Below are 23,947 nucleotides of genomic sequence, written 5' to 3'. Positions count from 1 at the left end.
CGCACTTCGACCGCCATTTGCATGACGAATACACGCATGCGACCCACGTTTTCAGCGCAGACATCACCGTCTATCATGCTATTTACGACGATGAGCGCAGCGAGGCTCCCGCTCACCGGGTCGAAGGCGAACCGGCCGCGCTGACAATCCTTGCGCCGCTCCTCGCCAAATATCTTCACGTGGACATTGAATGAACGAACTTCGCCATCCCGAGGCATTGCAGACGCTGCAAACCGACGCTGCGCCCGTGGTGCGCGATCTCGCCGGTTTGCTCCATGCGTTGCGTGCCAGCGCGGCCCAGCGCGATCGCGACGGCGGCCACGCCGCGCAGGAAAAGCAATGGATCGCCGACGCGGGTCTTCTAACGCTCGCCGTGCCGCGTGAATTCGGTGGTCCCGGGGCGCGCTGGCCTGAGATCTACGAGACAATCCGCAAGATCGCGCGAGTCGACAGTGCGCTCGCGCATCTTCTGGGCTTCACGTGCCTGCAGGTGGTCAGCGTCAATGTGTGGGGCAGCCCGGACCAACGTGCCCGCTATCTGAGCGGCACGGTGGAAGGGCGCTGGTGGTGGGGCAATGCGGTCAATCCGCTCGACACGCGACTCGTTGCAAGCGCAACCGGCGATGGCGGCTATCGTCTCGACGGGCAGAAAGGATTTTGCTCGGGGACGCGCGGCTCGCACATGATGACGGTTTCCGCACATGATCCGGCCACCGGCAAAGCGGTGTTCGCCGTGGTGCCGACCACGCGCGAGGGCATTACCGTTCACGAAGACTGGAATCCGATCGGTCAGCGGCAAACCGACAGCGGTAGCGTCTCCTTCGTGCGAGTCCTGGTCGAATCGCATGAGGTGCTGGAGCGGGCTGACACGCCATACGCCAGTTTGCGCACGCTAATCTCGCAGCAGGTGCTGACCAACCTGTTCGTCGGCATCGCGCAGGGCGCGCTCGAAGAAGCGCGTGCATACGTCACACAGTACGGCAAGCCGTGGATCACTTCCGGCGTCGATAAAGCCACCGACGATCCCTACCTGATCCAGCGTTTCGGCGAAATGCGCCTGCAGGCGGTGAGCGCGGAAGCGCTGGCAGCGCGTGCCGCCTACGCGCTCGAAGACGCGTGGCAGCAGGGTGTGGCTTTGGACGCCGAAACCCGTGCGCACGTGGCGCTCGCCACCTCGGAGGCGAAAATCGTCGCGCATCGGGCCGCGCTCGACGTCAGCGAAAAACTGTTCGACGCCTGCGGTGCGCGCGCCACGCACGCGCCGCTCGCGCTCGACCGTTTCTGGCGCAATGCTCGCGTGCATACGCTGCACGATCCGCTCGACTATCGTGTGCGCGACGTCGGCCGTTACGCGTTGAGCGGGACATTACCGGAGGTTTCTTTGTACACTTGAGGCGGTTCGCGGCGGCCTGCACAAGGCGCCACGGTTTATCCCCTTCAAGAGACCACCGGATTGCAGTTCAAATTACCGACCACCGCAACTGCGCCGTTTTGCCCATCCGAGGTGCAAGGCACGGTCGCCATTACGCAAGGCGCACCGTTCTGGAAAAAAATCCTGCAATTCGCGGGGCCTGGCCTGCTGATTTCGATCGGCTACATGGACCCTGGCAACTGGGCCACCGATATCGAAGCGGGTTCGCGTTACGGCTACAGCCTGCTGTTCGTCGTGATGTTGTCGAGTCTTGCTGCAATGGCGCTGCAATGCCTGAGCATGCGCCTTGGCATCGCCACAGGGCGAGACCTCGCGGAATTGTCGCGACTGCGTTATTCACCGGGCATCGCGCGCTTTCAGTGGTTGCTCGCTGAACTGTCGATCGTGGCCTGCGATCTGGCCGAAGTGCTCGGCGGCGCGCTGGCCTTCCATCTGCTCTTCAAATGCTCGTTGACCACCGGCGTGTTGCTGACCGCGTTCGACACGCTGATTGTGCTCGGCCTGAAGGGCAAGAATTTCCGCGATCTCGAAGCGATCATGCTCGGCTTGATCGTGACCATCGGCGTTGGTTACATCATCGAATTGGCGCTGGTGAAGCCGCATTGGCCGTCAGTCGCGCAAGGGCTGATTCCTTCGTGGCAGGCACTCAGCAGCCGCGAACCGATGTATCTGGCGATCGGCATTCTCGGTGCGACCGTGATGCCGCATAACCTCTATCTGCATTCCTCAATCGTGCAGACGCGCGCGGTCAAGCGCGATCCGGCCAGCATCAGGTCGGCGATCGGCATGTCGCGCATCGATACGATCGTCTCGCTGGTGATCGCGCTGCTGATCAACATGGCGATCCTGATTCTCGCGGCCGCTGCGTTTCATGCGACCGGCCACAATCAGGTCACCGAAATCGAAGACGCGTACAAGTTGCTGGCGCCGATCGTCGGCACGGGTTTCGCGGCGGTGCTGTTCGCGATCACGCTGCTGGCGTCGGGGCAAAGTTCGACCTTCACCGGCACGGTGGCGGGACAGGTCATCATGGAAGGTTTCCTGAAGCTGAAAATTCCGTGCTGGCAGCGGCGCTTCATTACGCGGGCACTCGCCTTGATTCCGGCGTTGATTGGTGTGCAGATGATGGGTAATGGCGCAGTCGGCAAACTGCTGGTCGCAAGCCAGGTCGTGTTGAGCCTGCAACTGCCGTTCGCGCTTTATCCGCTGATCCGCATGACCGACGATCGCTCGTTGATGGGCGAATTCGCCAACAGGCTGCCGACGCGGTTCGTCGCGTGGTCGCTGTTCGTGGTGATCAGTGCGGCGAATCTGTGGCTGGTGGTGCAGACGGTGGGACTGGTGGACTGATGCGGCAGCGGGAGGTAGCGGGCTAGCGCCTGGCGTCGGGTGTTAGATGTGAGGTGTCCCGTGGCAGGGCGGGAGCTACACAAAAAAAAGTCCGCGGGATGGCGGACTTTTTCCAAGGTGCTTCGATTCGAATCAGGCTGGACCGGCCCTCATCGATTCCACTTAACTCAGGCGGCTTGCGCAATCTGCGCTGCTTCGAGCGCTTCCTGACGAGCGGCGGCCGCCTTTTTGGTCTTGCCGGCGCGCGATGGCGGTTGGCAGGCGCCACACACCACGTTGTGTTGCAAATCGTGCCTGTGCGCGACGAACTTGCCCGTGCAACGACAGCACTTGGTCAGTTGCAGGATGTCGGCGTCGAAGAAACGCACCAGCGTCCAGGCGCGCGTCAGATCCAGCACCGGTTCGGCTTCGCTGTGCTGGCAATGTTCCAGATACAGCCGATACCCTTTGGTCAACGCATCCAGATGCGAGCAACGCGCTTCATTCTTCAGGAACAGGTACGTGTTGTAGAACAACGACGCGTGAATGTTCGCCAGCCACGTCATGTACCAGTCTGCCGAGAACGGCAGCATGCCCTTGGGCGGCGATACACCTTTGACCTCACGGTACAGGCGGATCATGCGGTCGCGCGAAAGCGTCAATTCGCTTTCGAGCACCTGCATGCGCGCGCCGAGTTCGATCAGTGCGATGGCACGGAATACTTCTTGTGCGTCTTCCGTCAGGCTACGCTTGAGCATCGCGGTCACCTCAATTAAGCAAACTGCTCAGCAGGCTGGCCTGCAAGCAGGATCGCCGCGTGAGTCGGTGCAACTGTTGCGTGCTTCGTTGTTTGCGTCAACGCCGACAACATCGAGTGGTCGTTGAAGCGGAAGAAGCATAAAAGCTGATCGGAAGCGGCTAGCTTGACGATCTGCGCGAGCGACAGCCCGGCAAGCAAATCAGCCAGTTCCGACGACAGTCCCAGTCGGAACATGCCGACCGGTTTGTCCTCACGCAACATACGTTGCGCGAGCATGATGTAAGACAAGTTGATCTCGCGGATTGAATCCAGCGTCTCGCTGCTACGGTCCATTTTCTGTGTTTCCGAAGCCCCGAATTACTATGTCGGCATTTTTTGCCGTTATGTCTTTTGTGCCTCGCCGGAAACGATAACCTCCGGCTACATGTCACCACCTGATACAGATGGCGACCTTTTGATACATCGCGTTACATTTCGTAACAGCTTGGGACGAATTGTATGAAGGGTAAAACAAGAAATCAATCCCTTATCAAAAAAATATCTCAAAAAGATGCATCAAATATCGGTAACTCTTTCACGGTCCTGTAATAGATGATGCCGCGCGGGTTTTTGGCGCGCCGGGAATTCACTCCGATCCATGAAAACCCTTGTGTGGCGGGCTTCTTTATTATTTGTCTGAGCAAAGCTGCACATCCGGTCAAGAACCGGAAAATCAGGTCTGAATCGGAAAGGAAATAGAAAGCGAGGCCAATTAAAAGTAATAAATACCGTTCATTGACGCTGCTATGGGGACAAATCAGAAGCGTAACAAATTGATGCGGCCCCAGTTACAAATGAGGCCGCATTTGTAACCTCTAGCAACCGTTTGCGCGGATCCGTTCGACTTCGAGCCCGAACGCCGGGCGCAGCCGGGTGCCGAGTACGTTGCCGGCGAAGGCGGCGACCAGCCACAGCCAGCCATGCAAGCTGCCTGACACGATGCCGCTGAAATAGGCGCCGATGTTACAGCCATAGGCCAGACGGGCTCCGTAGCCGAGCATCAGGCCGCCGACCGCCGCCGCGACCAGTGAGCGGGTCGGCACCTTCCAGACCGGCGCGTAACGGCCGGCGAGCGCGGCGGCCGTCATGGCGCCGAGGATGATGCCGATGTCCATTACCGTGGTGACGTCATGTGTAACCGGGGCGGCCAGCGCGCCAGCGTTGGCATGAGCGGCCCAATACGGCCAATTGGCCACATCGATACCCAGCGCGGCAAATAGCTTGGCGCCCCACAATGCGAACGCCGACGTCACGCCCCACGGCCGGCCGGACAGCGCTAGCGTCGCGAAATTGAGCAAGGCCAGAGCGATTGCGCCGACAAACAACGGCCACGGGCCGTGCAGCCATGGCGACGCGTGCGGCGCGCGCAGCGGCTCGTCAACCAGCCGCCCATGGCGGCGCCGCTCGACCAGAACGGTGAGCGCCGCGATCGCAGCGAAGATGATCAGGTTCAGCACGATCGCCCAGCCCGCACCGAATGTGGTCACCATCGAAAGCGGTTTAACAGACGGCAGTGCGGTCCAGAACGGCATGTGCGCGGTGGCGACAACCGAACCGATGACAAACGCCACCAGCGTGACGATCATGCGCGTGCTGCCGCCGCCCACGGTGTACAGCGTGCCGGACGCGCAGCCGCCGCCCAACTGCATGCCGATGCCGAACATGAAGGCCCCGACCAGCACGGAGGTGCCTGCCGGCGCGACCAGGCCGACCACGGGCCGGCCGAACAGCGTGCCTGCGGCGAGCGCCGGAAAGAACAGCAACACACCGAGCGCCAGCATCAGCATTTGTGCGCGCAGACCGGCGCCGCGGCCATCGGCGATGAAGACCCGCCATGCGGAGGTAAAGCCGAATGCCGCGTGATAGAGCGACATGCCCAGCAGTGCGCCGACAATGTAGAGCGCCGCCTGACGGCCGCTGACGCTCTGCGCCAGATAGAGGGCGCCCAGCGCGATCAGGACGAGCGCGGCGCCTAGCGGTTTCGGATTGATGTCGAAACGGCGTGGTATGCGTGGAAGCGAAGTAGAGAGATCGGACATGGTGTTGGACTGGCGAACGGCAAATCGAAGATAGCCCGAGGGGCGGATGAGCCGTCTCGGGGTTGGTGCAGCGGAAAGGTGATTGAAAAAGATAGCACGGATCGCGTGCTGAAGCAGGGCGACCGAAGGTGGTGCGGCGCTCGATAGCAGTTACATGAAGCGTTGCATCAGATCGGCATCGTGAAACACCCCGCCGACGTTCAATGCACCGACCTCGCAGCCATATTTGCGAAAGCCAACCGACTCATAGAGTCTGCGCGCCGCTTCGTTCTGGCTACTCACCATCAACTGGATTTGCCGTAGGCCTTCTATCTGTGCCGCTCGCGTCAGCAACTCGTTAAGCAAGGCGCGCCCGACTCCGCTGCCCGCAGCTTCCGGCGCGACATACATGCCGATGACGGCGGTCTTGTGCTGTTCCTTGTCGCGCTGGCTGCGCAGCAATCCGACCACGCCGATCAACGGCGTATCGGCCGACGCGTAAGCGCCGAGCAAAAAATCGCCTTCGGCCGCGCGCGTGCCCTGCAACATCGCGTCATGTTGCGACGCGCCCTTGGCCACCGCTTCCTCGTAGCTTTGACCGAACGACTCCGGATGTGCCTTCAGTCCCCGCAGGCGAAGCTGAAAGTAGGCGTCGCGGTCGGCCGGCCCGAGTTGGCGGACCAGTAGGGCGTTGTTGATCAAATGCGTTTCTCCGTGTGGTTTGAATGGTGCTGCAAGCGGTAACAACTCAGTGTTCTATGCTGCTTGGGTTTCTGCAGTTCTGCGGCCCTGCTGTCTGCGCTCCTGCTATGGCTTCGAGGTGTCGGCCGCTTGGCTTTCGGTGCGTTGACTTTCGGCAAACTCGCGCAATGCCGTCGCGGTTTGCTGATCGGCGGGAAAGAACGCTTCAATAGCAAGCTCCGACAGTGTGACATCTACCGGTGTGCCGAATACGGTTGTCGTGCTGAAGAACGACAGCACGCCGATCGGCGTGCGCAACCGCAGCGGCACTGCGATCTGATTGCCCGCGGTATCGTCGTGGTCAGCCACCTCCGCACCGGGCGGGGCGGGATACGTGGCCAGCTCGTCGCGCAGTGCGCTCAACGTGTCGTCGCCGCTCACATCGATTTGCCGCTGCAGCCGGGACAGCGCGTGCGCACGCCAGGCATGCCAATTGACGATCGACGCGGCGATGCCTTCTGGATGCAAGCTCAGTCGCATCGCATTGACCGGCGGTTTCAGAAGTTCCGGGCTTGCGCCTGCGAGCAGCGGCGCGAGCGCATTGTTCGCGGCAACGATGGTCCAGTGACGGTCGATCGCGAGTGCCGGATACGGCTCATGGCCTTTGAGCACCAACTCGACTGCCTCGCGCGCGGCGGCCAGTTGCGGGTCCGTCAAAGGACGTTCGCGGAACAGCGGCGCATAACCCGCCGCGACCAGCAGCGAATTGCGCGCACGCAGTGGCACATCGAGCCGCTCGGCGAGGTGCATGACCATTTCACGGCTGGGCACTGCGCGGCCTGATTCGACAAAGCTCAGATGCCGCGTTGAAATATCGGCTTCGGCGGCGAGCAGCAACTGGCTCATTCTTCGCCGCTGCCGCCATTCGCGCAGCAGATCGCCGACCGTGCGGCTTGCCGTCGGCACGTTCGACGGAATGGTTTGCGCCAGAGAGAGTGTGTTCATGCTGCAGATGATAGCCAAAGCGCGTTAGCGATCCATTACCTGACAGGTAATGGAATACCCGGGAATACCCAGGAATACGCGGCAATACCCGAGAAAACGTAGGCGCACCCACGAAGACAAAACACATTCAGGGCGTTGCCTCAAGCGACAACACGGCAAGCGTGAGTCAGGCGGGCGCCACACCTTCCGGTACTGCGTTGAGCTTGACGCCCAGCGCGCGCAGCAGTTTGAACACCGTATCCATGCGCGGTTTGGAGCCGGGGGCGAGGGTTTTATAGAGGCTTTCGCGCCCGAGCCCGGCGTCGGCCGCGACCTTTGCGATGCCGCGTGCTTTTGCGATGTCGGAGATCGCGGCGAGGAGGAGGTCGGCGTCACCTTCTTCCAGTGCTGCGTTGAGATATTCGGCGATCATCTCCTCGCTATCGAGGTAGTGCGATGCGTCGAACCGCGCGGTTTTGATTTTGCTCATGACAGTTCCTTTCTGATTGCTGCCCACATTGATTTGGCATGCTTGATGTCGGCCGACTGCGTGGATTTATCGCCACCACAGAGCAGCAGGCACACCACGCGCCCTTCGCGCGCGAAGTAGACCCGATAACCGGGACCGCAATCGATGCGCATCTCGGACACACCGTCTTCCAGCAGCTTTACGTCGCCGAAATGACCTCGTTCCGCACGCCGGACCCGCACCAGGATTTTTGCCCTTGCTCTTAAATCCGCAAGGCCGGCAAGCCAGTTGTCGAATGCCTCGGTGCGGTTGACCGTGTACACAGGAGGTGAACCGATTTGCTGATGATTGTATCCCTGTGGATACGTTCTTGCAACTGAAAAAACCATATTGAAAAAGCGGCTCGTGTCCGCGCCCGTTCAGTCCGTCACATGCCGCGTGTCAACGTTGCGCGGCCCCATTTTCGGCATGAGGTTAGCGGCTGACACGGCCTGTGACGATTCGGCCGAATGGCCAATCCTGCGGTCAATCAGGCGCGGATCTTCGCTTCGGTGCATCCGGATACTTACCTCCCACGTAATCGACGTGCTGCGTTCGAGCCGGCAATCTTCACTCCGAGCTCGCCGCATACAACCTGTCTGCGAGGCGTAGTGCTCAGTGATGCCAATCAAGGAGTCAGAGATGAATGCACACACCGATTTGATCGATCGTTATTTCGACGCATGGAATGAAACCGATGCCGCGCGCCGCCGCGACCTGATCGCCGCGACGTGGGCCACCGACGCCGACTATCGCGATCCGCTGCTGGCAGGCGCGGGCCATGACGGCATCGACGCGATGATCCGTGCGGTGCATGAACGCTTCCCGCATCACACGTTTCATCGCACGACGGAGGTCGACGGCTTCGCGAACCGGTTACGTTTTTCGTGGGAATTGACCACGCCGGCCGGCGAGGCGATCGTCAAGGGTTCCGACTTCGGCGTGCTCGACACGCACGGTCGCCTGCAGGCGGTGACCGGCTTCCTCGATCAGGTGCCTGCCGCCACCTGACAACTCACGGTTTTTTCACGGAGACGATCATGCACGAGTCCGTTGCCGCCACGGCTTCCGGTACTGTCCTCACGTTCGCGCGCCTGTCGGGCGCCGTCGACGCGCTCTCCAGCGCGGTCGCCGGCTTCGCTCTGCTGGCCGGCACGCGCGCGTTCACCTTCACTGCGTTGCTGGCCTGGCGCGAGCCGGTATTGGGTGGCGCGGGTCTCGTGCTGCTCGCGTTGGTTGGATGGCTGCGGTGGCAGTGTCGCCGGAATGTCGCTCGTCGAATCGGGTGGGAAAACTGATTGACGACGAGCCGCCGGCAACGGACTGTGCGCCGTGGTCTTGCTACAATCGATCACGACGCGCTACGAGGACACACTGTCCAAACCCGGGCGGCTCGCCGCCAGTCGGACCTCAAGGAGACACCGTGCTGAAGAATCTGGACCCGCTGCTGAATGCCGATGTGCTGCATGCGTTGCGCTCGATGGGACATGGCGACGAACTGGTGCTTTGCGACGCCAACTTCCCGGGCGCATCCGTTGCGCAGGAGACGGTGTTGGGCAAGCTGCTCCGCCTCGATGGCGTGAACGCGCCGCGTGCAATTCGCGCGATCCTGTCGGTGATGCCGCTGGATACATTCATCGAGCATCCGGCATCGCGGATGGAAGTGGTGGGGGAGCCGAATACGATTCCGGCGGTTCAGCGCGAAGCGCAGATCGAGATCAATGCGGCGGAGGGGCGCGAGGTGCCGTTTGCTTCGGTTGAACGTTTCGCGTTCTATGAGCGGGCGCGCAAAGCGTATTGCGTGATCGCCACCGGCGAAGAGCGCGGTTACGGCTGCTTCGTGTTGACAAAGGGTGTCTTGCTCGCGCCGGATGCACCGCAGCAATAGCACCTCACCACGGCGTCGAAACCCATGAGCTTCGCGATAGACAGTCTCGATCATCTCGTTCTGAATGTTGCCGACGTGGAAGCCAGCGCGGCCTGGTACGCTCGAATGCTTGGCATGCGGCGCAGCGAGTTCGAGTCACGTACCGGCACGCGCGTGGCAATGACCTATGGCAATCAGAAGATCAACTTGCGTCCGGCGGATGCGGACACGGTCGCGTGGTTCACCGGGCGCGAGCCGGTGCCGGGCAGCGCCGATCTATGCTTTGTTACCACCACGAGTCCCGCCGAGGTCAAGGCGCATTGGCTCGCTCAGGGTGTCGAGATAGAGGCCGGCCCGGTTGAGCGCGATGGCGCGCGCGGCAAGATGACGTCGGTGTATTGCCGCGATCCGGACGGCAATCTGATCGAGGTCGCGACGTATCCCCACGCTTGAGCACGGCGGCGATACCGGCTGTGCCGTGCAAAATCGGGCGCTCGCCGAGCGCTCGGACACCCTTTCCGTTCCCTTGAGACGGCGCGAATTGCGCCGCTCACACCGGCTCGCGCTGGGAAAAGGCGGGTAATGCACATATTCTCAGATGCAAAGCAGGGAACTGCGGCGGCTTGAGCGGGTCTGCTGCTTATTCATTTACAGGAGCTCCTCATGACGCGTCCCGTCGATTCCGGCGTCATCCTCATCGCGCGTATCGCCCTTGCCGTGCTGTTCTTGTGGGGCGGTGTGATGAAACTGCTGGGCTATGCGGGCTTTGTCGGCTATCTGCATTCGAAGGGTGTGCCGCTCGTACAGGTCGCCGCACCGATTGCAACGGCGGTCGAGGCACTCGGCGGTCTGCTGCTGATCGTCGGCTTCAGGATCCGCCCGCTCGCGCTCATCATGGCCGTCTACACCGTGGCAACCGCGGTGCTGGGCCACGATTTCTGGAACGTGACCGACCCCGCTTTGCAACGCGATATGGTGATCCACTTCTGGAAGAACATCGGTATCGCCGGCGGTTTCCTGCTGTTGTTCGTGACCGGAGCAGGCCGTATCAGTATCGATGGCGCGCGTTCGCCCCGCAGCGGGCTGCATCTCTGATCTCGCAGTTGAGGTAGTCTGTGCCGGTCGCTTTTGATTCTGGCTGTAATCAAGGGAGCAAATAATGATTCAAAGCTTTGAGCAAACCATTGGCGGTAAGGTCACGCAATTGTGCGCAAGTCTCGGCGAAGGGCCGACACCGCACCGCGTCATCATCAGTCTTGCCGATTCGGCGAAAACATTGGTGGTTCTGGATGCCTCCGGTCTTATCGGCACGATCAAGGCCGAAATCGAACAGCCGGAAAAGCTGATCGCCGACGCGATCGCCAAGGCGCAAAACGAGGGGCTGATTGAGCGCGCCATCGACACCGGCACGATTCAGGAAGCGCCGCTGTAAGCCGTGGCGGCAACGTGAGTTGTATCGTGTATCGCTGCTTGCTGGCAGCGTGGTAGCGTCAAAAAGGACCCCTGCGGAGCGGAAGCATCGCGGGGGTCTTTTTCGCACTCATGGCGAAAAAGAGGTGAGGCGCTCGGTGCGCCTCACTGATTCACGAATCCACCAAATCCGTCAATTCATCGACCCGCCAATCCGCCAATCCGCCGATTCACCGATCCGCGCCGACCAGAGTGCTAAGACGATCAGCGCGATTCAGTAACTTGTTTGGCACCCGTCCTATGCGGCTTCGAGCCCGACGCATGTGGTTCCGGATGGACAAGGCAGCCCATTACGCCACCGACTACCAGCAGACCGACCGAGATCGCCGTCGCGGCCTGCATTCCCGAAACGATCTGCGTGGCGGCAGCACCACTTGCCAACGCGCCGAAGGCGGCTACGCCCACCGCGCCACCTGCTTGCCGGGCAGTATTCAGCACAGCGGAAGCGGTGCCTGCGCGCTGCGCTTCGACGGAGGCCAGCACGGCGGTCGTCATCGCCGGGACCGCAAGGCCCATTCCCGAGGGAATCAGCAGGAACGGCAACAGCAAACCGACGAGCGGCGTGGACGCATCGACGAAGTGCAGCAGGCCATAGCCGAGTCCTGCGGTGATTGCGCCGGCGATCATCGGCACGCGTACGCCGAAGCGCCCGACCACCCAGCCACTCGCCACGTTCGAGAGCAGAAATCCGCCCGTCAGCGGCAGGAACGCGAGGCCGGCCTGCAGCGGGGTATAGCCGCGTACGCGCTGCAAATACAGGCTCAGTACGAACACCATGCCGTAGTACGTCAGATTCACGCAGATGCCGAACAGCACCGCCGCATTGAAAGTGCGCTTGCTGAATAGCGAGAGCGGCAGCATCGGTGCCGCGACGCGCGATTCCACGGCGATAAAGGCGCCCGTTGCGATTAGCGCGAGTACGAACCCGCCGGCTACCAGCGGATGGCTCAGCCCTAACGGTCGCAACTCGATGACAGCGGCGACGAAGGCGGTGAGCGCGACGATCGCGAGGGCCTGACCACTCAGATCGATACCGCGCGGGCTTACTGCAGTTGCAGTTCCGGCTGGAGCTGTAGCACCTACTCCGGTCGTAGCAGCAGCCTTAGCCTGCACCGCTTGTCGCGCGTCTTTGCGTGCGGATTCAGGCCGTGGTATCCAGAGCAAAGTTGCGAGGAAACCGGCTGCGCAAATCGGCAGATTGACGAGAAAGATGCTGCGCCAGCCGAACGCCGCAATCAGCAGACCGCCGACCACCGGTCCGGCCGCGATCGAAATCGCGCCCGCCGCGGTCCACAGCCCGACTGCGCGTGCCCGGAGCTTCGGATCGTGGCCATATGACTGGTTAAGCAGCGCCAGCGAGTTCGGCAGCATGGCGGCAGCGCCGATGCCCTGCACCGCGCGCGCCGCCACCAGCATGGTGGCATCGAGCGCCAATCCGCAGGCGAGCGACGCGAGCGCAAACAGCACGATGCCGGCCGCGTACATGCGCCGTGTGCCGAGCCGGTCGCCGAGCGCGCCCGCCGAAAGCATCAGCACGGCGAACGCGAGCGTGTACGCGTCGACGACCCATTGCAGCCCCGCGACATTCGCATGCAGGTCCGCACCGATCTTAGGCAGCGCGATGTTGACGATAGTCACGTCGAGTTGCGTGACGACGAAGCCGACGCTGACAGTCGCAAGAATACGGCCGAGGACGGGCGGGGAGGGCGTATTGGGAGAGTTCATGATGGTGACGTACAAACGAAACCTGTGATGGGGTATCTCTATAACCTATTGATTATTAATGAATATGAGTCGACTCGGATTTGAGGCTCAAACAAATAAATTTGACCTGAGCTTCGCACGCTTCTTCACGCAAGAGACAAACGAAACCTGTTCTCGCTGCGGAACGATGTCGGTATCTTGATTGGTCTACCAATCCATTCGGTGGCGCAGGGCTGACTCGAGCGACCGCGCGAAGGGGCGGCCTCAGCCTCACGCTTACAATGTAGCTATGCCGATTTGCGCAGGTTGATTCCCGGTGCATAAAGAGGGTCCGGCGTTCGAACGATTATGAGACATCGTTGGCCGGGTTATTTCCATCTGTCATGAAACTTGGAGTACACGAATTTTGAATTGAGGGGGTACACCCGGGGCGACACGGGACCAGCGCGGACGTCGAGCTCAGTAGGTAACCGAGCTGTCATACATTCCGCCAGCGATCGCGAAAGTTGCCCATAGATTCAGTTCGTAAATCCGGGCGCAATTGTCGTGCTGCAGTGCCGGCAGACTGATGCGACGACGAAATTTGGTCCTGCACTGCCTGCGAACGCCGTGCAGCGGGTAATGCGATTAAGCTCGACGTCTTCGAATGCGCTGATGACTTGAAAATACGATTCGCAGCGTTGCGGAAATATATTTGTAAGAATGCGGCAGCAACCTTCCAGAGATTCGTAAGTCGCTGTCGAAATAGTGCCGCCGCCCCCGTGCTTTCTGCGTTGACCTTTTGACTGTTATTCTGATTGGCTCGAAGTCGGCCGGCCGGTGCGCAGTTATCCCGTACCGTCTGGCAGGCTTCAGAAACGTCCAGCTATTCACCCACTGTCAGATGTTGCCCATCGATTCCGACAGCGATCGACGTGTCTCGAAGGGCAATGAGGTCTGACAGCATGTACAGGAGGGGCTGAACGACCGGGCGGAAGAAACTCTCGGCGCTCTTGAAGATGTTTTCATGGCTGGCTTCAATCGTCAACACACCGTAGGTCTCGACTCCTTCCAGCTCCAAGGGGCGAGAAGCCCATTTATTCATCGGCACCGCGAGGCTGACGAAACTCCGAACGGGTCGTCCTTGCCCGTCGTCGAAGAACCGTCGGAGTGCAACTGCCTGATTTCTGTCTGTAACCAACGCGTCCAAGCGGTCTTTCAAAGCATCCACAGACGGACATTCATATACCCGGCCTGATTTATACGCTTTCGGAGCTCCTGGTAACAAGTTCCCGTCTTCGACTGCAGCAGAGCGGCCGTACACCGGAAGCGCAAAATCGACCTTGCCAGGGAACACTGGGGCGCGCTGGCCCTCCGGCTTAAGAACCACGCATAACGACTCAAACGTCTCAAGAAAGCCCATTTGCGCGTCTAATGGCAGGTTGGGGAGGTCTATCGCGTTCCGAAGTTTTGCCTCTGGCCTGTCTCTCGTGAAGCCCATTAGGTACGCACGATAGTTGCCATCTACCTTGTCATCGTAGGCGCCAGCGATTCTCGCAAACGCTTCCAGAATTTTTCGAATTTCGACATCTATTTGCGTAGCCGGCAAGCGACCACCGGTGGTCTTCGCGGATGCGGTAGCTACGCCTACAATCTCTCGACCAAACGCGAGTTCGGCTTCGAGCTTCGCAAGAAATGCATCGGGCGGCATGCTTTCCAGACCACGTAATTTTTTGCTGAGATAGTCCTTATGCTCGTTATCTGTTTTCGTATCCGAATATTTTGTCAGGGCAAACAAGCCAGCAGCTGAAAAGACAAGGGCCCAAAAAACGGTGGCCTCAACCGTCAGATGCCAATTCGACCAACGAAAAATGTTTCCGACGTTCGGGTCGGCAGGTAGGGCGAGAGAAAGTCTGATTGAGCTTGTGAAGAAGGAAGCGAGCGCTCCGGCGAGCACCGAAAGAACCGCCGCAATACCGTTTACCCACGGCGATGAACCTTTATTGAGGACATATTCCTTGACGGCGTTCAACGCACCCCCCCTTCGCTTTTTTTCGGATGTTTGTAACTTCTAGGTTGGCTCGGTGTGCGCGACGCAGTGGCTAAGTATATCGACGTACCTCAACTAATCTGGCGAATTTATCAAATGCTGCCAGACAGACGAGCACCTTGCTAGTATTATATCCGCCAGCAATAGACATTGAATTTCGGCGGGTTGAGAACAATCAGAACAGGAGCGCAGAATGTCTGGATCCGGCGGCACAGTCTATGATCCCACGCCACCACGGGGTCCGTGCGAGCGGTTAACTTTTCGCACCGTTTTGAACTCACCGGTCCCAGCGGTCGTGCAGCTACTGGAAAGCGATTTCCGCGCTAAGGCCGGCGCACTGCAGCTGGACATCGAGCTTGATACGAGGCCAAACGGTTTGCAAGTTGCCATCGCCACGTACAATGGTCAGCGTGCCGGCTCAATTACCTCGGACGCGCTACTGCGCCTGATTGAGTGTATCGAGAGCGGAAGCAGTTTTATTGGCGAAGTACGCGACGTCTCCGGAGCACGCGTCGAGATACAGGTTGTACATCGATGACAAAACTCACCATCGCCGGCGGCGTCTACAGGGAGATCTGTCAGTTCCCAGAAAAGCGCGAAATTCTCGGCTCTGGCGGCCGGGCTGCGGCTGCAGTGAGTTCAATGAATTCAGACGTCGAATTGCATGCCTTTTTTCCTGACTCAGCGCTTTCCGAAGTTAGGCTGAGCCTTCTTGGCGCATACGACTTCGCTCTCGTCCAGCATACGAGTGCCAATTTGTTCGCCTTTCGTTGGACGCACGGTCTAGCCAGTCCGCAGCAGGAGCCAGCTCTACCGCGGAGCTACCAAGACCTCGAGATGGAGGTCGGCGGGGATGTCGTTCTTCGCTATGGCATGGTGGAAGGCGCGGCGAAAGTGGCGGCCGAATACGCAGTCTATGACCCGCAAGCGCCGCTACACGCCGGATACTTTCGTGCGAATGGTTCAATCGCTAAACACTTGGCCTACGTGGTGAACTCTGCCGAGGCAAAGCTTCTCACCGAGAGTGAGGATCCGTACACACAACTAACACATCTGCACCGGCAAGAGAATGCAGAAGTCGTAGTTTTAAAACAAGGCCCTCACGGTGCCATAGTTTCCGACGGCGTCCGCACTGAGCGCGTGCCTTGCTTCAAGACCGGTCGCGTTATCCCTATTGGATCCGGCGATGTCTTTTCCGCCGTATTCTGCCAAGCGTGGGCGATTGAGCGACTGAGTCCGGTCGACGCGGCCTACAGAGCGTCTCTGGCAACGGCGAGCTACTGCAATTCCGGGTACCTGCCATTGGATCTGGATTTCATGGAGCACACGGCTCCGGACGCTTGCCGTCCCACCGTAACCGCTGGGGAACGGCGCCAGATATATCTGGCTGGACCATTCTTTACCGTCGCGCAACGATGGCTGATTGATAGCCTTCGGGAAACCTTCCTGAAGCTCGATGTTGACGTCTTCTCGCCAATCCACGACGCGGGGGAAGGCCGGGCGGACATCGTTGCACACGAGGACCTGCGAGGCATCGACCACAGCGACGTTGTGTTTGCAGTGTGCGATGGGCTGGACGCCGGTACCCTGTTCGAGGTTGGATACGCGGTCTCTCGCCGCAAGCCGGTCATCGCCTTCACTCAGCTAGAGAAAGCGGATGACCTGACAATGCTAGAGGGAACAGGGTGCCTTATTGAACGTGACCTCGATACAGCGATCTACAAGGCCGTATGGACGGCCTTAGAGCGATGAGGTCGGCGCTTTTGCTTTCTGGCGGCCAGGACTCGGTAGCGCTGGCATATTGGTTGCGGCCAGCGCTTGCTATTTCCATCGATTACGGGCAATTGCCGGCTGACGCGGAATTGCGTGCCGCATCGCAAATCTGTGCTTCGCTAGACATCGAACATGTTTGCGTGAGAATTGACTGCTCATCAATCGGGTCTGGTGATCTGAGCGGACTTCCTCCGAATTCCTTCGCGCCGTCCCATGACTGGTGGCCGTACCGGAATCAGCTTCTGATCACGCTAGCAGCGTCCACCGCGCTTATCCATGGCGCTGAAGAGCTTCTGCTCGGGGCGGTCGTGACCGACGCGACTCACACAGATGGCACGCGCGAGTTCATCGATGCAATGAGTGCGTTACTCAGCCTCCAGGAAGGTAATCTGCGGGTTCGTGCACCAGCAATTGATTTGACTTCAGCAGATCTCATCCGCAAATCGGGTATTCCAATGGAGCTGCTTTGTTGGGCACATTCTTGCCACCGTTCGAACTTCGCGTGTGGAACTTGCAGGGGTTGTATCAAGCACAAGAACGTAATGTATGAGCTCGGAAATACTCCTTACTGAACCCAATCCACGTCCACGCGCGAAAGCTGGCTCGACCCCGTCACTGACGTATCCGGCCAAGAGCGTAACGAAGCTCATCGCTCCCACAAAGACTCCATCCGATCGGATCTTCGACGTGCTTGACCGGCGCCGTACGCAGTATGGGGAGAAGGCTTTAAATACGAATCAGGCGTCGGAACTGCTTTGGCACGGATGCCGAGTTCGAGAGAGATTGAGTGATTCAATTTCCCATCGGGCATCCCCATCGGCAGGCGGCCTCCATCCGATAGAGATTGTTGTGCAAGGTCTCAGCGACCACGCTGGCCTGTTCCACTATGACCCAGAAAGCCATCGGCTGATAGAGCTTGAATACGGACAATTCGCGCAAGAAAAGCTGTTCGCAGAGGCAGAGGCCTGCTTGCCATGCTCTGCAGCTACCATCTTCTGGATGCTTGCTGTTCCGCAACGTACCGAGATGAAATACTCGAATGCGGACACTCTAATACTTCGGGATGCCGGCGCATTAATCGCGACGCTGGTTTTATGCGCGACAGCGTTGCAACTATTTTCCGCGCCCTTAGGTACACGAGGCGAGCCGATGCTCTCGAACCTCACCACCTGGTCCTTGCCAGTGGTCGGCGTCGGAGGTGTCCACGTGTCGTCTCCCTGAGACGCTGCGGCATTGTGCTGTACGACGATATCGACCGACTACTCTCCCAACCCACGAGACACCGGACTGAGGAAAGTGCCGTCACCCGTTGTTCAGACGGCGCACTAGCGGCGCTCCCGAGCGTTTCATGTGGGCCCAGATGCATGCGTCAAGAGCAGAGGCCCGAACGCCCAGTGCATTGCTGAACTCAATGAATCGTCGTTCAAGCTCGAAATACTGCGAGTGCATCGAAATCTTCGCCGGGAACAAACCACAAAACTGTGCAGCTCTTACGATATGAACATCGAGAATTGCGACGTCATCGGTATCTGCAAAATTGCGCACAATCCATGACGCGGTCTTCGGTCCGACCCCTCGTAGGCCCATGAGCCAATGTCTAAGTTCTAGCGGCTGCTCGGGTGGCGTTTCTCTCGCAAATGTCGCTGCAATATGAGCCAAACAACTGCTTTTGCTGCGGGCGAAGCGGTATGAAATTTCTCGCCCTCCTATCGTTAGGGGGCGACTGAGACTTTCATAGAAAACTGCTTCGCTAACACCAGGCCGAATAAGATCGGCCTCTTTTAACGCCTCAAAAGCTGCCAAACCAACTTCGGCTGGAATTCCATATCCGCCGAGGACACACGCCGTTACCTCTTCCAGCAGATTGTGGCCTAGCCGACACTGCGGTTGCGTGCCGCTATTCTGGAAGAGAAGCGCTCGCCAGAAAGCTGGCGTGCAGAGGGCCGCGCAGTCACCCCACGGCACTCCAGGGAGTACCTCTTCCTCAGCGTCGGGCAGCAGCATGGCGCTGTCGTCGGTGCATAGCGAATAGATCAACTGGGCCATCAAGCCTCAAGTAAAATGTGATTGAATCGGACAGCAACGAGAGTCTATTGGTTATAGCAATTTACCGGCTTGTTTACAAGTGATCTCTCGTGACACGGCCAACGAACTTGGCATCAACTTCTATCCATCCCCAATCTCTCGTCGACCACGCAGTGTTTAGTGCACGAATGACCGAGTCGAGTTCCGGAATGAGGTCTCCTGTGTACTCCGTCTTAGCACACGGAGCCACGGCTCCAATTCGATTGTCGGATCGTGGAAAAGGGAGAGTGTTTGTCACTCGGGTATTGCAATTTAGAAGTATTCGCGGCATAGGTGCCTCTCTGGTTTCCCGGCACGTCCTATAGCGAATGATTTTATCCATAGTTTGTCGTAGTCCTCTTGCTACGTCTGAACTTCTGGACGCGGGAGGCCGTTCTTTTGCAAAGCGTCGACAGTTCGCACGAGTGGATAACAGGGGCCACGCGAGTGCTCCAGGCAAACTTAGCGCCGCAGGCTGAGCAGCAGTTGTCTGCTAGGAATTTAGATTAAATTTGCAGCGGCGCTTGTGCTAATTGCGCCAATTGGAAAGTGAGCAACGGAGATTGGTAAGGCTCATCACAATAACGTTTCAGTCGCCTCATCCGCTGGCTCATCAACGTCGGTATTTCCGCTGCCTGCTAGGCGATGATTTCGCGATTGTAGATGAACGCTTCTGCAACAGCAGCGAAAAGTTCCATGCGTCGTTTATTGTCATTGGTCTTCATTTGGGCAATATCGTGCGCATCGGGCTCTTCCAAAACCGCGATGAGCAGGAACCTTTTGCCTTGGTCATCGACATAGACCAAGACGCGATCACTTGTACGGCGTGAGTGTTGCTCCCACTGTCTGTCCCATTTAGCGGCTTGTCTTTGGTCCACTATGGGCACAAGGTGTACATGTCTCAAGACATTGTTCGCGCCATTTACCTTTGGGGTGACGTACGCCGAATCCTTGCCAAACTCATAGGAATCATCTTCGCCAGGCCCGCCTGCGGCTTTCCACTCGGTGAAAGACGCGACGAATTCGGGAAGGTCTGTGTTAGTCGACGCAAAGTGCGAGACTAGAATACCCGTCGTTTTGACCTCAAGCACCTGAACCCTTTTTTCTTTTAGTTCTGTCCTACCCGTCGGCCAAAGTTTACTTTGACGGCGTTTTCTTCAAGGCAATTTTGGAAAGTGCGGCGTCTAGTTCGCCCAGCGTCATTGGACGTAACTTTGCGAAAGCTGCCTTGCGGCGCGCTGACATCGTCGGGACGGGGCGTAACGACGGCTTTTTGCGTCCCGCCGCGTGTTTGCCGTGTGCCGCCGCCTTGACAGCAGGTTTTTTCATACCGTTTCTCCAATCATCCATTTTCTTATATAGCAACCTGAGTTAATTGTCAAATTAATGGGGCCATACCATTGTGTATACGCGCAGATTGACGAGCAACAGGGCTAGGTTTGCCGATGGGGAGTCTGAGGCGGCGTATGTTCTCGTTTTCATTTTCGGAGCTGTGCGGAACGGCGCGGCAGATGTTGTGTTGGAACGTGGGGAGACTGGTTTTAGCTGTGCGTCTCGCGACGTGTCGCGCATTCCTCGACCGTGAGGTGGGATAAAGAAGGATCTATCGCGTAGTCACGTTATCGCACCGACACGACAGCTACTCTTTCGCAGAAGTTGATCTCCGGTCTATCGCCTGTCGGCACTCAAGAGTCGTAGGTGGAAACGGTAGGCCTCTGCGCTCGTTCAATGCCTTTTGAGGAGCGCACTCTGGACACAGTAATGTTAATCTTGTGCTGCAATGGAGGACTGTTGTGCAGATGCCTTTTGGGGCAGAGAAAGTAGTGGTGGGCTAAATGAAGGCGCTGCACTGCACCGTGGCGACCTAGGATGCAGATTTGTAAGTTCCAACGTTAACTGACCTAGTACGGGGTAGCAATCATGTCAAATCACATTAATCCTGGACCGAAGCCGAAACGCGATGATGGCAAAGATGACAGAAGACATCACGTGAATCCGCCAACTAAACCGAAGCATCCATCGCTCCCAACCCACGATCCCAAGAAAAAATAACGACTAGTCGAAGGCCTCGGCCATGACGGATGCGTCTTTGACGTGTCCGTCGCTAGAATGCAGTTGGGCCGTCCATCCTCGTCACCACGGCGCGGAAAATTTCAACAGGGAGATTGCCCGACGTTGCTTCCTTTGGAGGTGGCGTGCCTCTGTGATTGTCGCCGACCTCAAAACCACCTCGAAGCTATGTTTGTCGCCTGGCGCTCCCGAACTTCGTCAATTGAAACTTTGAGTGAGAACCTGTGTCGCCGCATCCAGAGTTTCTACTTCAGCGCAAAGTAGTCTGGTTGCCTGCAACGCGGTCGCGATTTCGACTGAGCGTGACGGGGTTCTCTATCGCGTCAAGCAGGCTGCAGCCTGCCGACCACCAGTGCCGACCATACGAGTTCCGCGGGATACTCACGAGGCCTGCTGTCTGGTGCGGACAAGTATCTCAACAATCTTATCCCAACGCCCATCGACTTTCATTCGCTTGTGAAACGTAGGACTTGCTCCGTAAGCGGCCCGTTGATTCCAGAGCTCACTCCAGCTTATTCCCGTTCCCAACTTAATAATGACGCCATCGACGACGTCCCGGAGGAGGTGCCTGGATGGCCGGCCAGGTCGATCAGGGTGAGAACGATGTGAAGCAATTGGTTCGATGGCGATCCATTCGTCGTCGGTCATATCCCATTTGTCGCTGCGCGGTCTTAAGCGAGTGTCCTGCGTCTTGCGGGCAGCTATGTGTTCCGCCAGGCCACCGGCAACGACGTATCGTTCTCGGTTGATTTCTGCCCACTCCAAAGGGGGCTCGAGCGGAGTCAACTCCAGGATGTCAAGCCCGTGTACATAGAGAGTGTCGCCAACGTATTTGCCGTGTGCCGACATCAACACCTCGGCGGCTGGGAGTTCAACCCCAATCTTTCCGCAACATGCGAGGCGATAGAAACTGCTCCACGCCCGATAGGCGGAGGGAAACGCATAGAACCACTCTATTCGTTGTATAAACGAGTTTCTGGTTCTCGTTCGACCAAGCTGTTTTTTCGATAGGAAACCTATCGAAAAATCCTTATTATCCAGAATCGGTGAGCAGAGATGTTCTAGCCCATTTGGGGCGTAGACATATTGCGCGACGACAGACGGCGCGCCCAGCAGAGCCCGTTGAAGCTGCAATGCGGGAAGCACAACTCTCGTGCTTTGCGTCGGTACGACGTACGTTTCATGGAGTTCTGTTACGCCAGATATGGTACCGAACGCTGCGGCGTATTCACATGTTGACGTTTGTGTCCAATCACAGAACGAAGTTCGTAGAGTTATCGCATCCGAATTTCTTAAGTTGCGGGGCTTTGACTTATACATCTGTTCCGGCGGGATAAATGTGGACTGACCGCACTGGTCAACCCCTACGACCGCTAGCTTCCCGTCAACCCGCTCAAAACGATCCAGCCACATAAAACGTCTCCTGTGATATCAGAAGACGTGTAGGCACAAGGTTTAGCGCGACTCGAACGCGGCAAGGTCATCCTTAAGTCCAGGGCAAACCGCACCGTCAGCTAAGGGGACCTGCGATGCCAACATACGACGCATCGAGATCCGCGACGCGCGCGCATCCGAGCATGGCCATCGTGCAATCGATTTCATCCTTGATGATATCGATGACGCGCAACGCGCCCGTCATGCCGTCCACGGCGAGGCCATAAAGAACCGCGCGTCCCAGCAGCACAGCGCTGGCGCCGAGCGCGACGGCCTTCACCGCATCTGAGCCACGTCGAATGCCGCTGTCCAGTAGCAACGTTCCGTGCGAAGGGCAAGCCACGCGCGCCGCCGGTAACGCGTCGAGCGGCGCGATGGCGCTGTCAAGTTGACGCCCGCCGTGATTCGACAGGATCACGCCATCGGCTCCGAGTTCGACGCACCGGGCCGCATCGTCGGCGCGCGCAATATACCTTTTACGATCAGTCGGTGCGGCCATTGATCGCGTATCCGGCGCAGGTCGTCCCAGGCAAAACTGGCGTCCATCTGACGGCGCAACAGTGCGCCTTGTACTTCGACGTTGGACGCATCCGCGGACGCAAAGTTGGCCAGCTCGGGTACCCCTCCGTCGCGCATCAGCGCATACGACCAGCGGGGATGCAACAGGCCGTCGAGCAGCACGCCAGGCGTGTAGCGCAGTGGTAGCGCGAAGCCGTTGCGCGCGTCCCGTTCACGCTTGCCGTTGAGAGGCACATCGACGGTGACAACAAGCGTGCGGTAGCCTGCCTTGAGCGCCCGCGCGACTAATTGATCGGCTAGCGCCGGATGCAGCACGTAGAGCTGGAACCAGAGATCTCCGCCCGCTTCGCCTGCAAGTCTTTCGATGGACACATTCGATGCGGTCGAGAGGATGAACGGAATCTGTGCGCGTTCGGCCGCGCGCGCCAGTTCGATGTCGCCGCGTGGCCACACCAGGCCGCTCAGTCCCATCGGCGCGATAAGCAGTGGAGCGGACGCGATGCCGCCGAGCAAGCGCGTGGACAGATCACGATGGCTGACGTCGACGAGGCGGCGTGGTGAAAATGTGAGGCGTTCAAACGCAACCTGATTGCGTACGAGACCGCGTTCGTCTTCCGCGCCGCCATCGACATAGTCGAAGATTCGGCGCGGCAGACGGCGGCGCGCAAGCGTGCGAAACTCTTTGACGTTAAGCGGATCGGATCGGTGTCGGTGCAGAGTGGGCATCGGTGGGAGGTTGTAACGGGTCAGTCGTCATTTTGTGTGATATTGGCGGGCGACGACAGCGACCGCATGAAGGCAGGCAATATGTCAGCGCGGTTGTTTTCATTCCGCCTTGAGTGCGCTACACCATGCGCAGAACAGGATTGACCCCTCGGTGCACAAGAGGTCCGCGCGGTTGAGCAGTTGTAGTGTTGCATTTAGTTCGGATTTCTCCATCAGCACGCCACGCATCACGCCCGGTAGCAGCCCAGATAAGACGGGCGGGGTCCCCCAACGTCCGTCCAGTTTTACAAAGACGTTCGAGCGACCGCCTTCAGTCAGTTTATCCCGCTCATTAGAGAGCAGCATGACGAGCGCACCAGGGGACGCTGCTTCGCACCAGGCTCGCCGTAGATTTCGCGGCGCATGATGTTATCAACCGATAGTACATCGACCCGATGAGTTGGATACCAGCGTCGACGCCGCCCGATACACCTGCTTACGGCAAGATTTCAATTGGGTTTAATTTTTGAATAGTCATTCATATTTTATTTATCGGTTGAT

28 protein-coding genes and 1 pseudogene are annotated in these 23,947 nt (G+C 58.6%); 13 read left to right on the top strand and 16 right to left on the bottom strand.

The features are described from left to right. Positions 1-17: 17 nt before the first annotated feature. From ACUN0E_RS17975 to ACUN0E_RS17965, 3 genes are read left to right on the top strand one after another with little or no spacing between them, the layout of a single operon-like run. The gene (locus ACUN0E_RS17975) at positions 18-194 is read left to right on the top strand and encodes a hypothetical protein (protein WP_445567482.1); all 177 of its coding nucleotides are present in this window, start codon (positions 18-20) and stop codon (positions 192-194) included. Beyond that, a complete protein-coding gene (locus ACUN0E_RS17970) occupies positions 191-1,393 on the top strand; it encodes an acyl-CoA dehydrogenase family protein (protein ID WP_445567481.1) in 1,203 nt (400 codons plus the stop codon). The genes ACUN0E_RS17975 and ACUN0E_RS17970 overlap by 4 nt, the downstream gene beginning before the upstream one ends. Before the next feature lie 60 nt (positions 1,394-1,453). Further along, complete coding sequence (locus ACUN0E_RS17965; RefSeq protein WP_445567480.1) at positions 1,454-2,782, top strand: Nramp family divalent metal transporter; 1,329 nt, start codon at positions 1,454-1,456, stop codon at positions 2,780-2,782. Between the two features lie 167 nt (positions 2,783-2,949). On the opposite strand, the gene flhC is transcribed toward ACUN0E_RS17965, so the two are convergent. The 7 genes from flhC to ACUN0E_RS17930 all read right to left on the bottom strand — a co-directional run bounded on the left by flhC (position 2,950) and on the right by ACUN0E_RS17930 (position 8,101). Further along, positions 2,950-3,519: a flagellar transcriptional regulator FlhC gene (flhC, locus tag ACUN0E_RS17960; RefSeq protein ID WP_408229567.1), complete on the bottom strand. Its 570-nt coding sequence runs from the start codon at positions 3,517-3,519 to the stop codon at positions 2,950-2,952. Between the two features lie 14 nt (positions 3,520-3,533). Further along, on the bottom strand, positions 3,534-3,854 hold the full coding sequence (gene flhD / locus ACUN0E_RS17955) for a flagellar transcriptional regulator FlhD (RefSeq protein ID WP_408229570.1): 321 nt from the start codon (positions 3,852-3,854) through the stop codon (positions 3,534-3,536). A gap of 521 nt (positions 3,855-4,375) precedes the next feature. Beyond that, positions 4,376-5,599 carry a YeeE/YedE family protein gene (locus tag ACUN0E_RS17950; RefSeq protein ID WP_445567479.1) on the bottom strand — a complete coding sequence of 408 codons (1,224 nt, stop codon included), beginning with the start codon at positions 5,597-5,599 and terminating at the stop codon, positions 4,376-4,378. Between the two features lie 150 nt (positions 5,600-5,749). Beyond that, positions 5,750-6,280, bottom strand: a complete 531-nt coding sequence (locus ACUN0E_RS17945) for a GNAT family N-acetyltransferase (RefSeq protein ID WP_445567478.1) — start codon at positions 6,278-6,280, stop codon at positions 5,750-5,752. A gap of 105 nt (positions 6,281-6,385) precedes the next feature. Then, the gene (locus ACUN0E_RS17940) at positions 6,386-7,264 is read right to left on the bottom strand and encodes a helix-turn-helix domain-containing protein (RefSeq protein WP_445567477.1); all 879 of its coding nucleotides are present in this window, start codon (positions 7,262-7,264) and stop codon (positions 6,386-6,388) included. A gap of 166 nt (positions 7,265-7,430) precedes the next feature. After that, positions 7,431-7,733, bottom strand: a complete 303-nt coding sequence (locus tag ACUN0E_RS17935) for an addiction module antidote protein (protein ID WP_408229581.1) — start codon at positions 7,731-7,733, stop codon at positions 7,431-7,433. Continuing rightward, positions 7,730-8,101, bottom strand: coding sequence for a type II toxin-antitoxin system RelE/ParE family toxin (locus ACUN0E_RS17930; protein ID WP_445567476.1), 372 nt, complete (start codon positions 8,099-8,101; stop codon positions 7,730-7,732). The genes ACUN0E_RS17935 and ACUN0E_RS17930 overlap by 4 nt, the downstream gene beginning before the upstream one ends. Before the next feature lie 292 nt (positions 8,102-8,393). Between ACUN0E_RS17930 and ACUN0E_RS17925 the strand changes: the two genes are divergently transcribed. From ACUN0E_RS17925 to ACUN0E_RS17900, 6 genes are all read left to right on the top strand, one after another. Next, positions 8,394-8,762: a nuclear transport factor 2 family protein gene (locus ACUN0E_RS17925; RefSeq protein ID WP_408508913.1), complete on the top strand. Its 369-nt coding sequence runs from the start codon at positions 8,394-8,396 to the stop codon at positions 8,760-8,762. 29 nt (positions 8,763-8,791) lie between these two features. Further along, a complete protein-coding gene (locus tag ACUN0E_RS17920) occupies positions 8,792-9,049 on the top strand; it encodes a hypothetical protein (protein WP_408229590.1) in 258 nt (85 codons plus the stop codon). Positions 9,050-9,174: 125 nt separating this feature from the next. After that, a complete protein-coding gene (locus ACUN0E_RS17915; protein WP_408229593.1) occupies positions 9,175-9,639 on the top strand; it encodes an RbsD/FucU family protein in 465 nt (154 codons plus the stop codon). A gap of 24 nt (positions 9,640-9,663) precedes the next feature. Continuing rightward, the gene (locus ACUN0E_RS17910; RefSeq protein ID WP_445567475.1) at positions 9,664-10,071 is read left to right on the top strand and encodes a VOC family protein; all 408 of its coding nucleotides are present in this window, start codon (positions 9,664-9,666) and stop codon (positions 10,069-10,071) included. A gap of 210 nt (positions 10,072-10,281) precedes the next feature. Next, a complete protein-coding gene (locus ACUN0E_RS17905; RefSeq protein ID WP_408229599.1) occupies positions 10,282-10,713 on the top strand; it encodes a DoxX family protein in 432 nt (143 codons plus the stop codon). Positions 10,714-10,777: 64 nt separating this feature from the next. After that, positions 10,778-11,050 carry a hypothetical protein gene (locus ACUN0E_RS17900; RefSeq protein WP_063499832.1) on the top strand — a complete coding sequence of 91 codons (273 nt, stop codon included), beginning with the start codon at positions 10,778-10,780 and terminating at the stop codon, positions 11,048-11,050. Between the two features lie 242 nt (positions 11,051-11,292). On the opposite strand, the gene ACUN0E_RS17895 is transcribed toward ACUN0E_RS17900, so the two are convergent. Further along, a complete protein-coding gene (locus ACUN0E_RS17895; RefSeq protein WP_445567474.1) occupies positions 11,293-12,813 on the bottom strand; it encodes an MFS transporter in 1,521 nt (506 codons plus the stop codon). An 844-nt stretch (positions 12,814-13,657) separates the two neighbouring features. Further along, complete coding sequence (locus ACUN0E_RS17890; protein ID WP_445567473.1) at positions 13,658-14,803, bottom strand: hypothetical protein; 1,146 nt, start codon at positions 14,801-14,803, stop codon at positions 13,658-13,660. A 313-nt stretch (positions 14,804-15,116) separates the two neighbouring features. On the opposite strand from ACUN0E_RS17890, the gene ACUN0E_RS17885 reads away from it, so the two are divergent. The 4 genes from ACUN0E_RS17885 (at position 15,117) to ACUN0E_RS17870 (ending at position 17,815) form a co-directional block, all read left to right on the top strand. After that, positions 15,117-15,359 (top strand): hypothetical protein, encoded by a 243-nt coding sequence (locus tag ACUN0E_RS17885; protein WP_445567472.1) that lies wholly within the window; start codon positions 15,117-15,119, stop codon positions 15,357-15,359. Further along, positions 15,356-16,573: a PfkB family carbohydrate kinase gene (locus tag ACUN0E_RS17880; protein WP_445567471.1), complete on the top strand. Its 1,218-nt coding sequence runs from the start codon at positions 15,356-15,358 to the stop codon at positions 16,571-16,573. The genes ACUN0E_RS17885 and ACUN0E_RS17880 overlap by 4 nt, the downstream gene beginning before the upstream one ends. Further along, a complete protein-coding gene (locus ACUN0E_RS17875; RefSeq protein WP_445567470.1) occupies positions 16,552-17,166 on the top strand; it encodes a 7-cyano-7-deazaguanine synthase in 615 nt (204 codons plus the stop codon). Before ACUN0E_RS17880 ends, ACUN0E_RS17875 begins: the two co-directional genes overlap by 22 nt. Positions 17,167-17,377: 211 nt before the next feature. Beyond that, positions 17,378-17,815, top strand: a complete 438-nt coding sequence (locus ACUN0E_RS17870; protein ID WP_445567469.1) for a hypothetical protein — start codon at positions 17,378-17,380, stop codon at positions 17,813-17,815. An 81-nt stretch (positions 17,816-17,896) separates the two neighbouring features. Here ACUN0E_RS17870 and ACUN0E_RS17865 read toward each other — a convergent pair whose 3' ends face one another. The 7 genes and pseudogenes from ACUN0E_RS17865 to ACUN0E_RS17835 all read right to left on the bottom strand — a co-directional run. Then, the gene (locus tag ACUN0E_RS17865) at positions 17,897-18,640 is read right to left on the bottom strand and encodes an 8-oxoguanine DNA glycosylase (protein ID WP_445567468.1); all 744 of its coding nucleotides are present in this window, start codon (positions 18,638-18,640) and stop codon (positions 17,897-17,899) included. Positions 18,641-19,296: 656 nt separating this feature from the next. Next, a complete protein-coding gene (locus ACUN0E_RS17860) occupies positions 19,297-19,749 on the bottom strand; it encodes a type II toxin-antitoxin system YafO family toxin (RefSeq protein WP_445567467.1) in 453 nt (150 codons plus the stop codon). 46 nt (positions 19,750-19,795) lie between these two features. Then, complete coding sequence (locus ACUN0E_RS17855) at positions 19,796-19,987, bottom strand: hypothetical protein (RefSeq protein ID WP_445567466.1); 192 nt, start codon at positions 19,985-19,987, stop codon at positions 19,796-19,798. A gap of 1,122 nt (positions 19,988-21,109) precedes the next feature. Beyond that, positions 21,110-22,141 (bottom strand): transposase, encoded by a 1,032-nt coding sequence (locus tag ACUN0E_RS17850; RefSeq protein ID WP_445567465.1) that lies wholly within the window; start codon positions 22,139-22,141, stop codon positions 21,110-21,112. 97 nt (positions 22,142-22,238) lie between these two features. Beyond that, positions 22,239-22,580 carry an alpha-hydroxy acid oxidase gene (locus ACUN0E_RS17845; RefSeq protein ID WP_445567464.1) on the bottom strand — a complete coding sequence of 114 codons (342 nt, stop codon included), beginning with the start codon at positions 22,578-22,580 and terminating at the stop codon, positions 22,239-22,241. Next, entirely contained in the window at positions 22,577-23,407 is an 831-nt protein-coding gene (locus ACUN0E_RS17840; RefSeq protein WP_445567463.1) for an alpha-hydroxy-acid oxidizing protein, read from the bottom strand. Before ACUN0E_RS17840 ends, ACUN0E_RS17845 begins: the two co-directional genes overlap by 4 nt. A 99-nt stretch (positions 23,408-23,506) precedes the next feature. Beyond that, positions 23,507-23,776: pseudogene (locus ACUN0E_RS17835) on the bottom strand (aminotransferase class IV); the annotation flags it as partial. Positions 23,777-23,947: the final 171 nt, after the last annotated feature.

The organism is Paraburkholderia sp. D1E (assembly GCF_052682275.1).
The sequence above is the reverse complement of the archived record's forward strand: the minus strand, read 5'-3'. Positions and strand labels throughout refer to the sequence as shown.

Excerpts from the sequence above, each read along its gene's own strand:
- ACUN0E_RS17950 (WP_445567479.1), bottom strand. The coding sequence starts at position 5,599 with ATGTCCGATCTCTCTACTTCGCTTCCACGCATACCACGCCGTTTCGAC.
- ACUN0E_RS17925 (WP_408508913.1), top strand. The coding sequence starts at position 8,394 with ATGAATGCACACACCGATTTGATCGATCGTTATTTCGACGCATGGAAT.
- ACUN0E_RS17865 (WP_445567468.1), bottom strand. The coding sequence starts at position 18,640 with ATGGCCCAGTTGATCTATTCGCTATGCACCGACGACAGCGCCATGCTG.
- ACUN0E_RS17940 (WP_445567477.1), bottom strand. The coding sequence starts at position 7,264 with ATGAACACACTCTCTCTGGCGCAAACCATTCCGTCGAACGTGCCGACG.
- ACUN0E_RS17910 (WP_445567475.1), top strand. The coding sequence starts at position 9,664 with ATGAGCTTCGCGATAGACAGTCTCGATCATCTCGTTCTGAATGTTGCC.
- ACUN0E_RS17970 (WP_445567481.1), top strand. The coding sequence starts at position 191 with ATGAACGAACTTCGCCATCCCGAGGCATTGCAGACGCTGCAAACCGAC.
- ACUN0E_RS17840 (WP_445567463.1), bottom strand. The coding sequence starts at position 23,407 with ATGCCCACTCTGCACCGACACCGATCCGATCCGCTTAACGTCAAAGAG.
- ACUN0E_RS17850 (WP_445567465.1), bottom strand. The coding sequence starts at position 22,141 with ATGTGGCTGGATCGTTTTGAGCGGGTTGACGGGAAGCTAGCGGTCGTA.
- ACUN0E_RS17905 (WP_408229599.1), top strand. The coding sequence starts at position 10,282 with ATGACGCGTCCCGTCGATTCCGGCGTCATCCTCATCGCGCGTATCGCC.
- ACUN0E_RS17900 (WP_063499832.1), top strand. The coding sequence starts at position 10,778 with ATGATTCAAAGCTTTGAGCAAACCATTGGCGGTAAGGTCACGCAATTG.
- ACUN0E_RS17895 (WP_445567474.1), bottom strand. The coding sequence starts at position 12,813 with ATGAACTCTCCCAATACGCCCTCCCCGCCCGTCCTCGGCCGTATTCTT.
- ACUN0E_RS17880 (WP_445567471.1), top strand. The coding sequence starts at position 15,356 with ATGACAAAACTCACCATCGCCGGCGGCGTCTACAGGGAGATCTGTCAG.
- flhC (WP_408229567.1), bottom strand. The coding sequence starts at position 3,519 with ATGCTCAAGCGTAGCCTGACGGAAGACGCACAAGAAGTATTCCGTGCC.
- ACUN0E_RS17855 (WP_445567466.1), bottom strand. The coding sequence starts at position 19,987 with ATGAAAAAACCTGCTGTCAAGGCGGCGGCACACGGCAAACACGCGGCG.
- ACUN0E_RS17875 (WP_445567470.1), top strand. The coding sequence starts at position 16,552 with ATGGACGGCCTTAGAGCGATGAGGTCGGCGCTTTTGCTTTCTGGCGGC.
- ACUN0E_RS17920 (WP_408229590.1), top strand. The coding sequence starts at position 8,792 with ATGCACGAGTCCGTTGCCGCCACGGCTTCCGGTACTGTCCTCACGTTC.
- ACUN0E_RS17930 (WP_445567476.1), bottom strand. The coding sequence starts at position 8,101 with ATGGTTTTTTCAGTTGCAAGAACGTATCCACAGGGATACAATCATCAG.
- flhD (WP_408229570.1), bottom strand. The coding sequence starts at position 3,854 with ATGGACCGTAGCAGCGAGACGCTGGATTCAATCCGCGAGATCAACTTG.
- ACUN0E_RS17935 (WP_408229581.1), bottom strand. The coding sequence starts at position 7,733 with ATGAGCAAAATCAAAACCGCGCGGTTCGACGCATCGCACTACCTCGAT.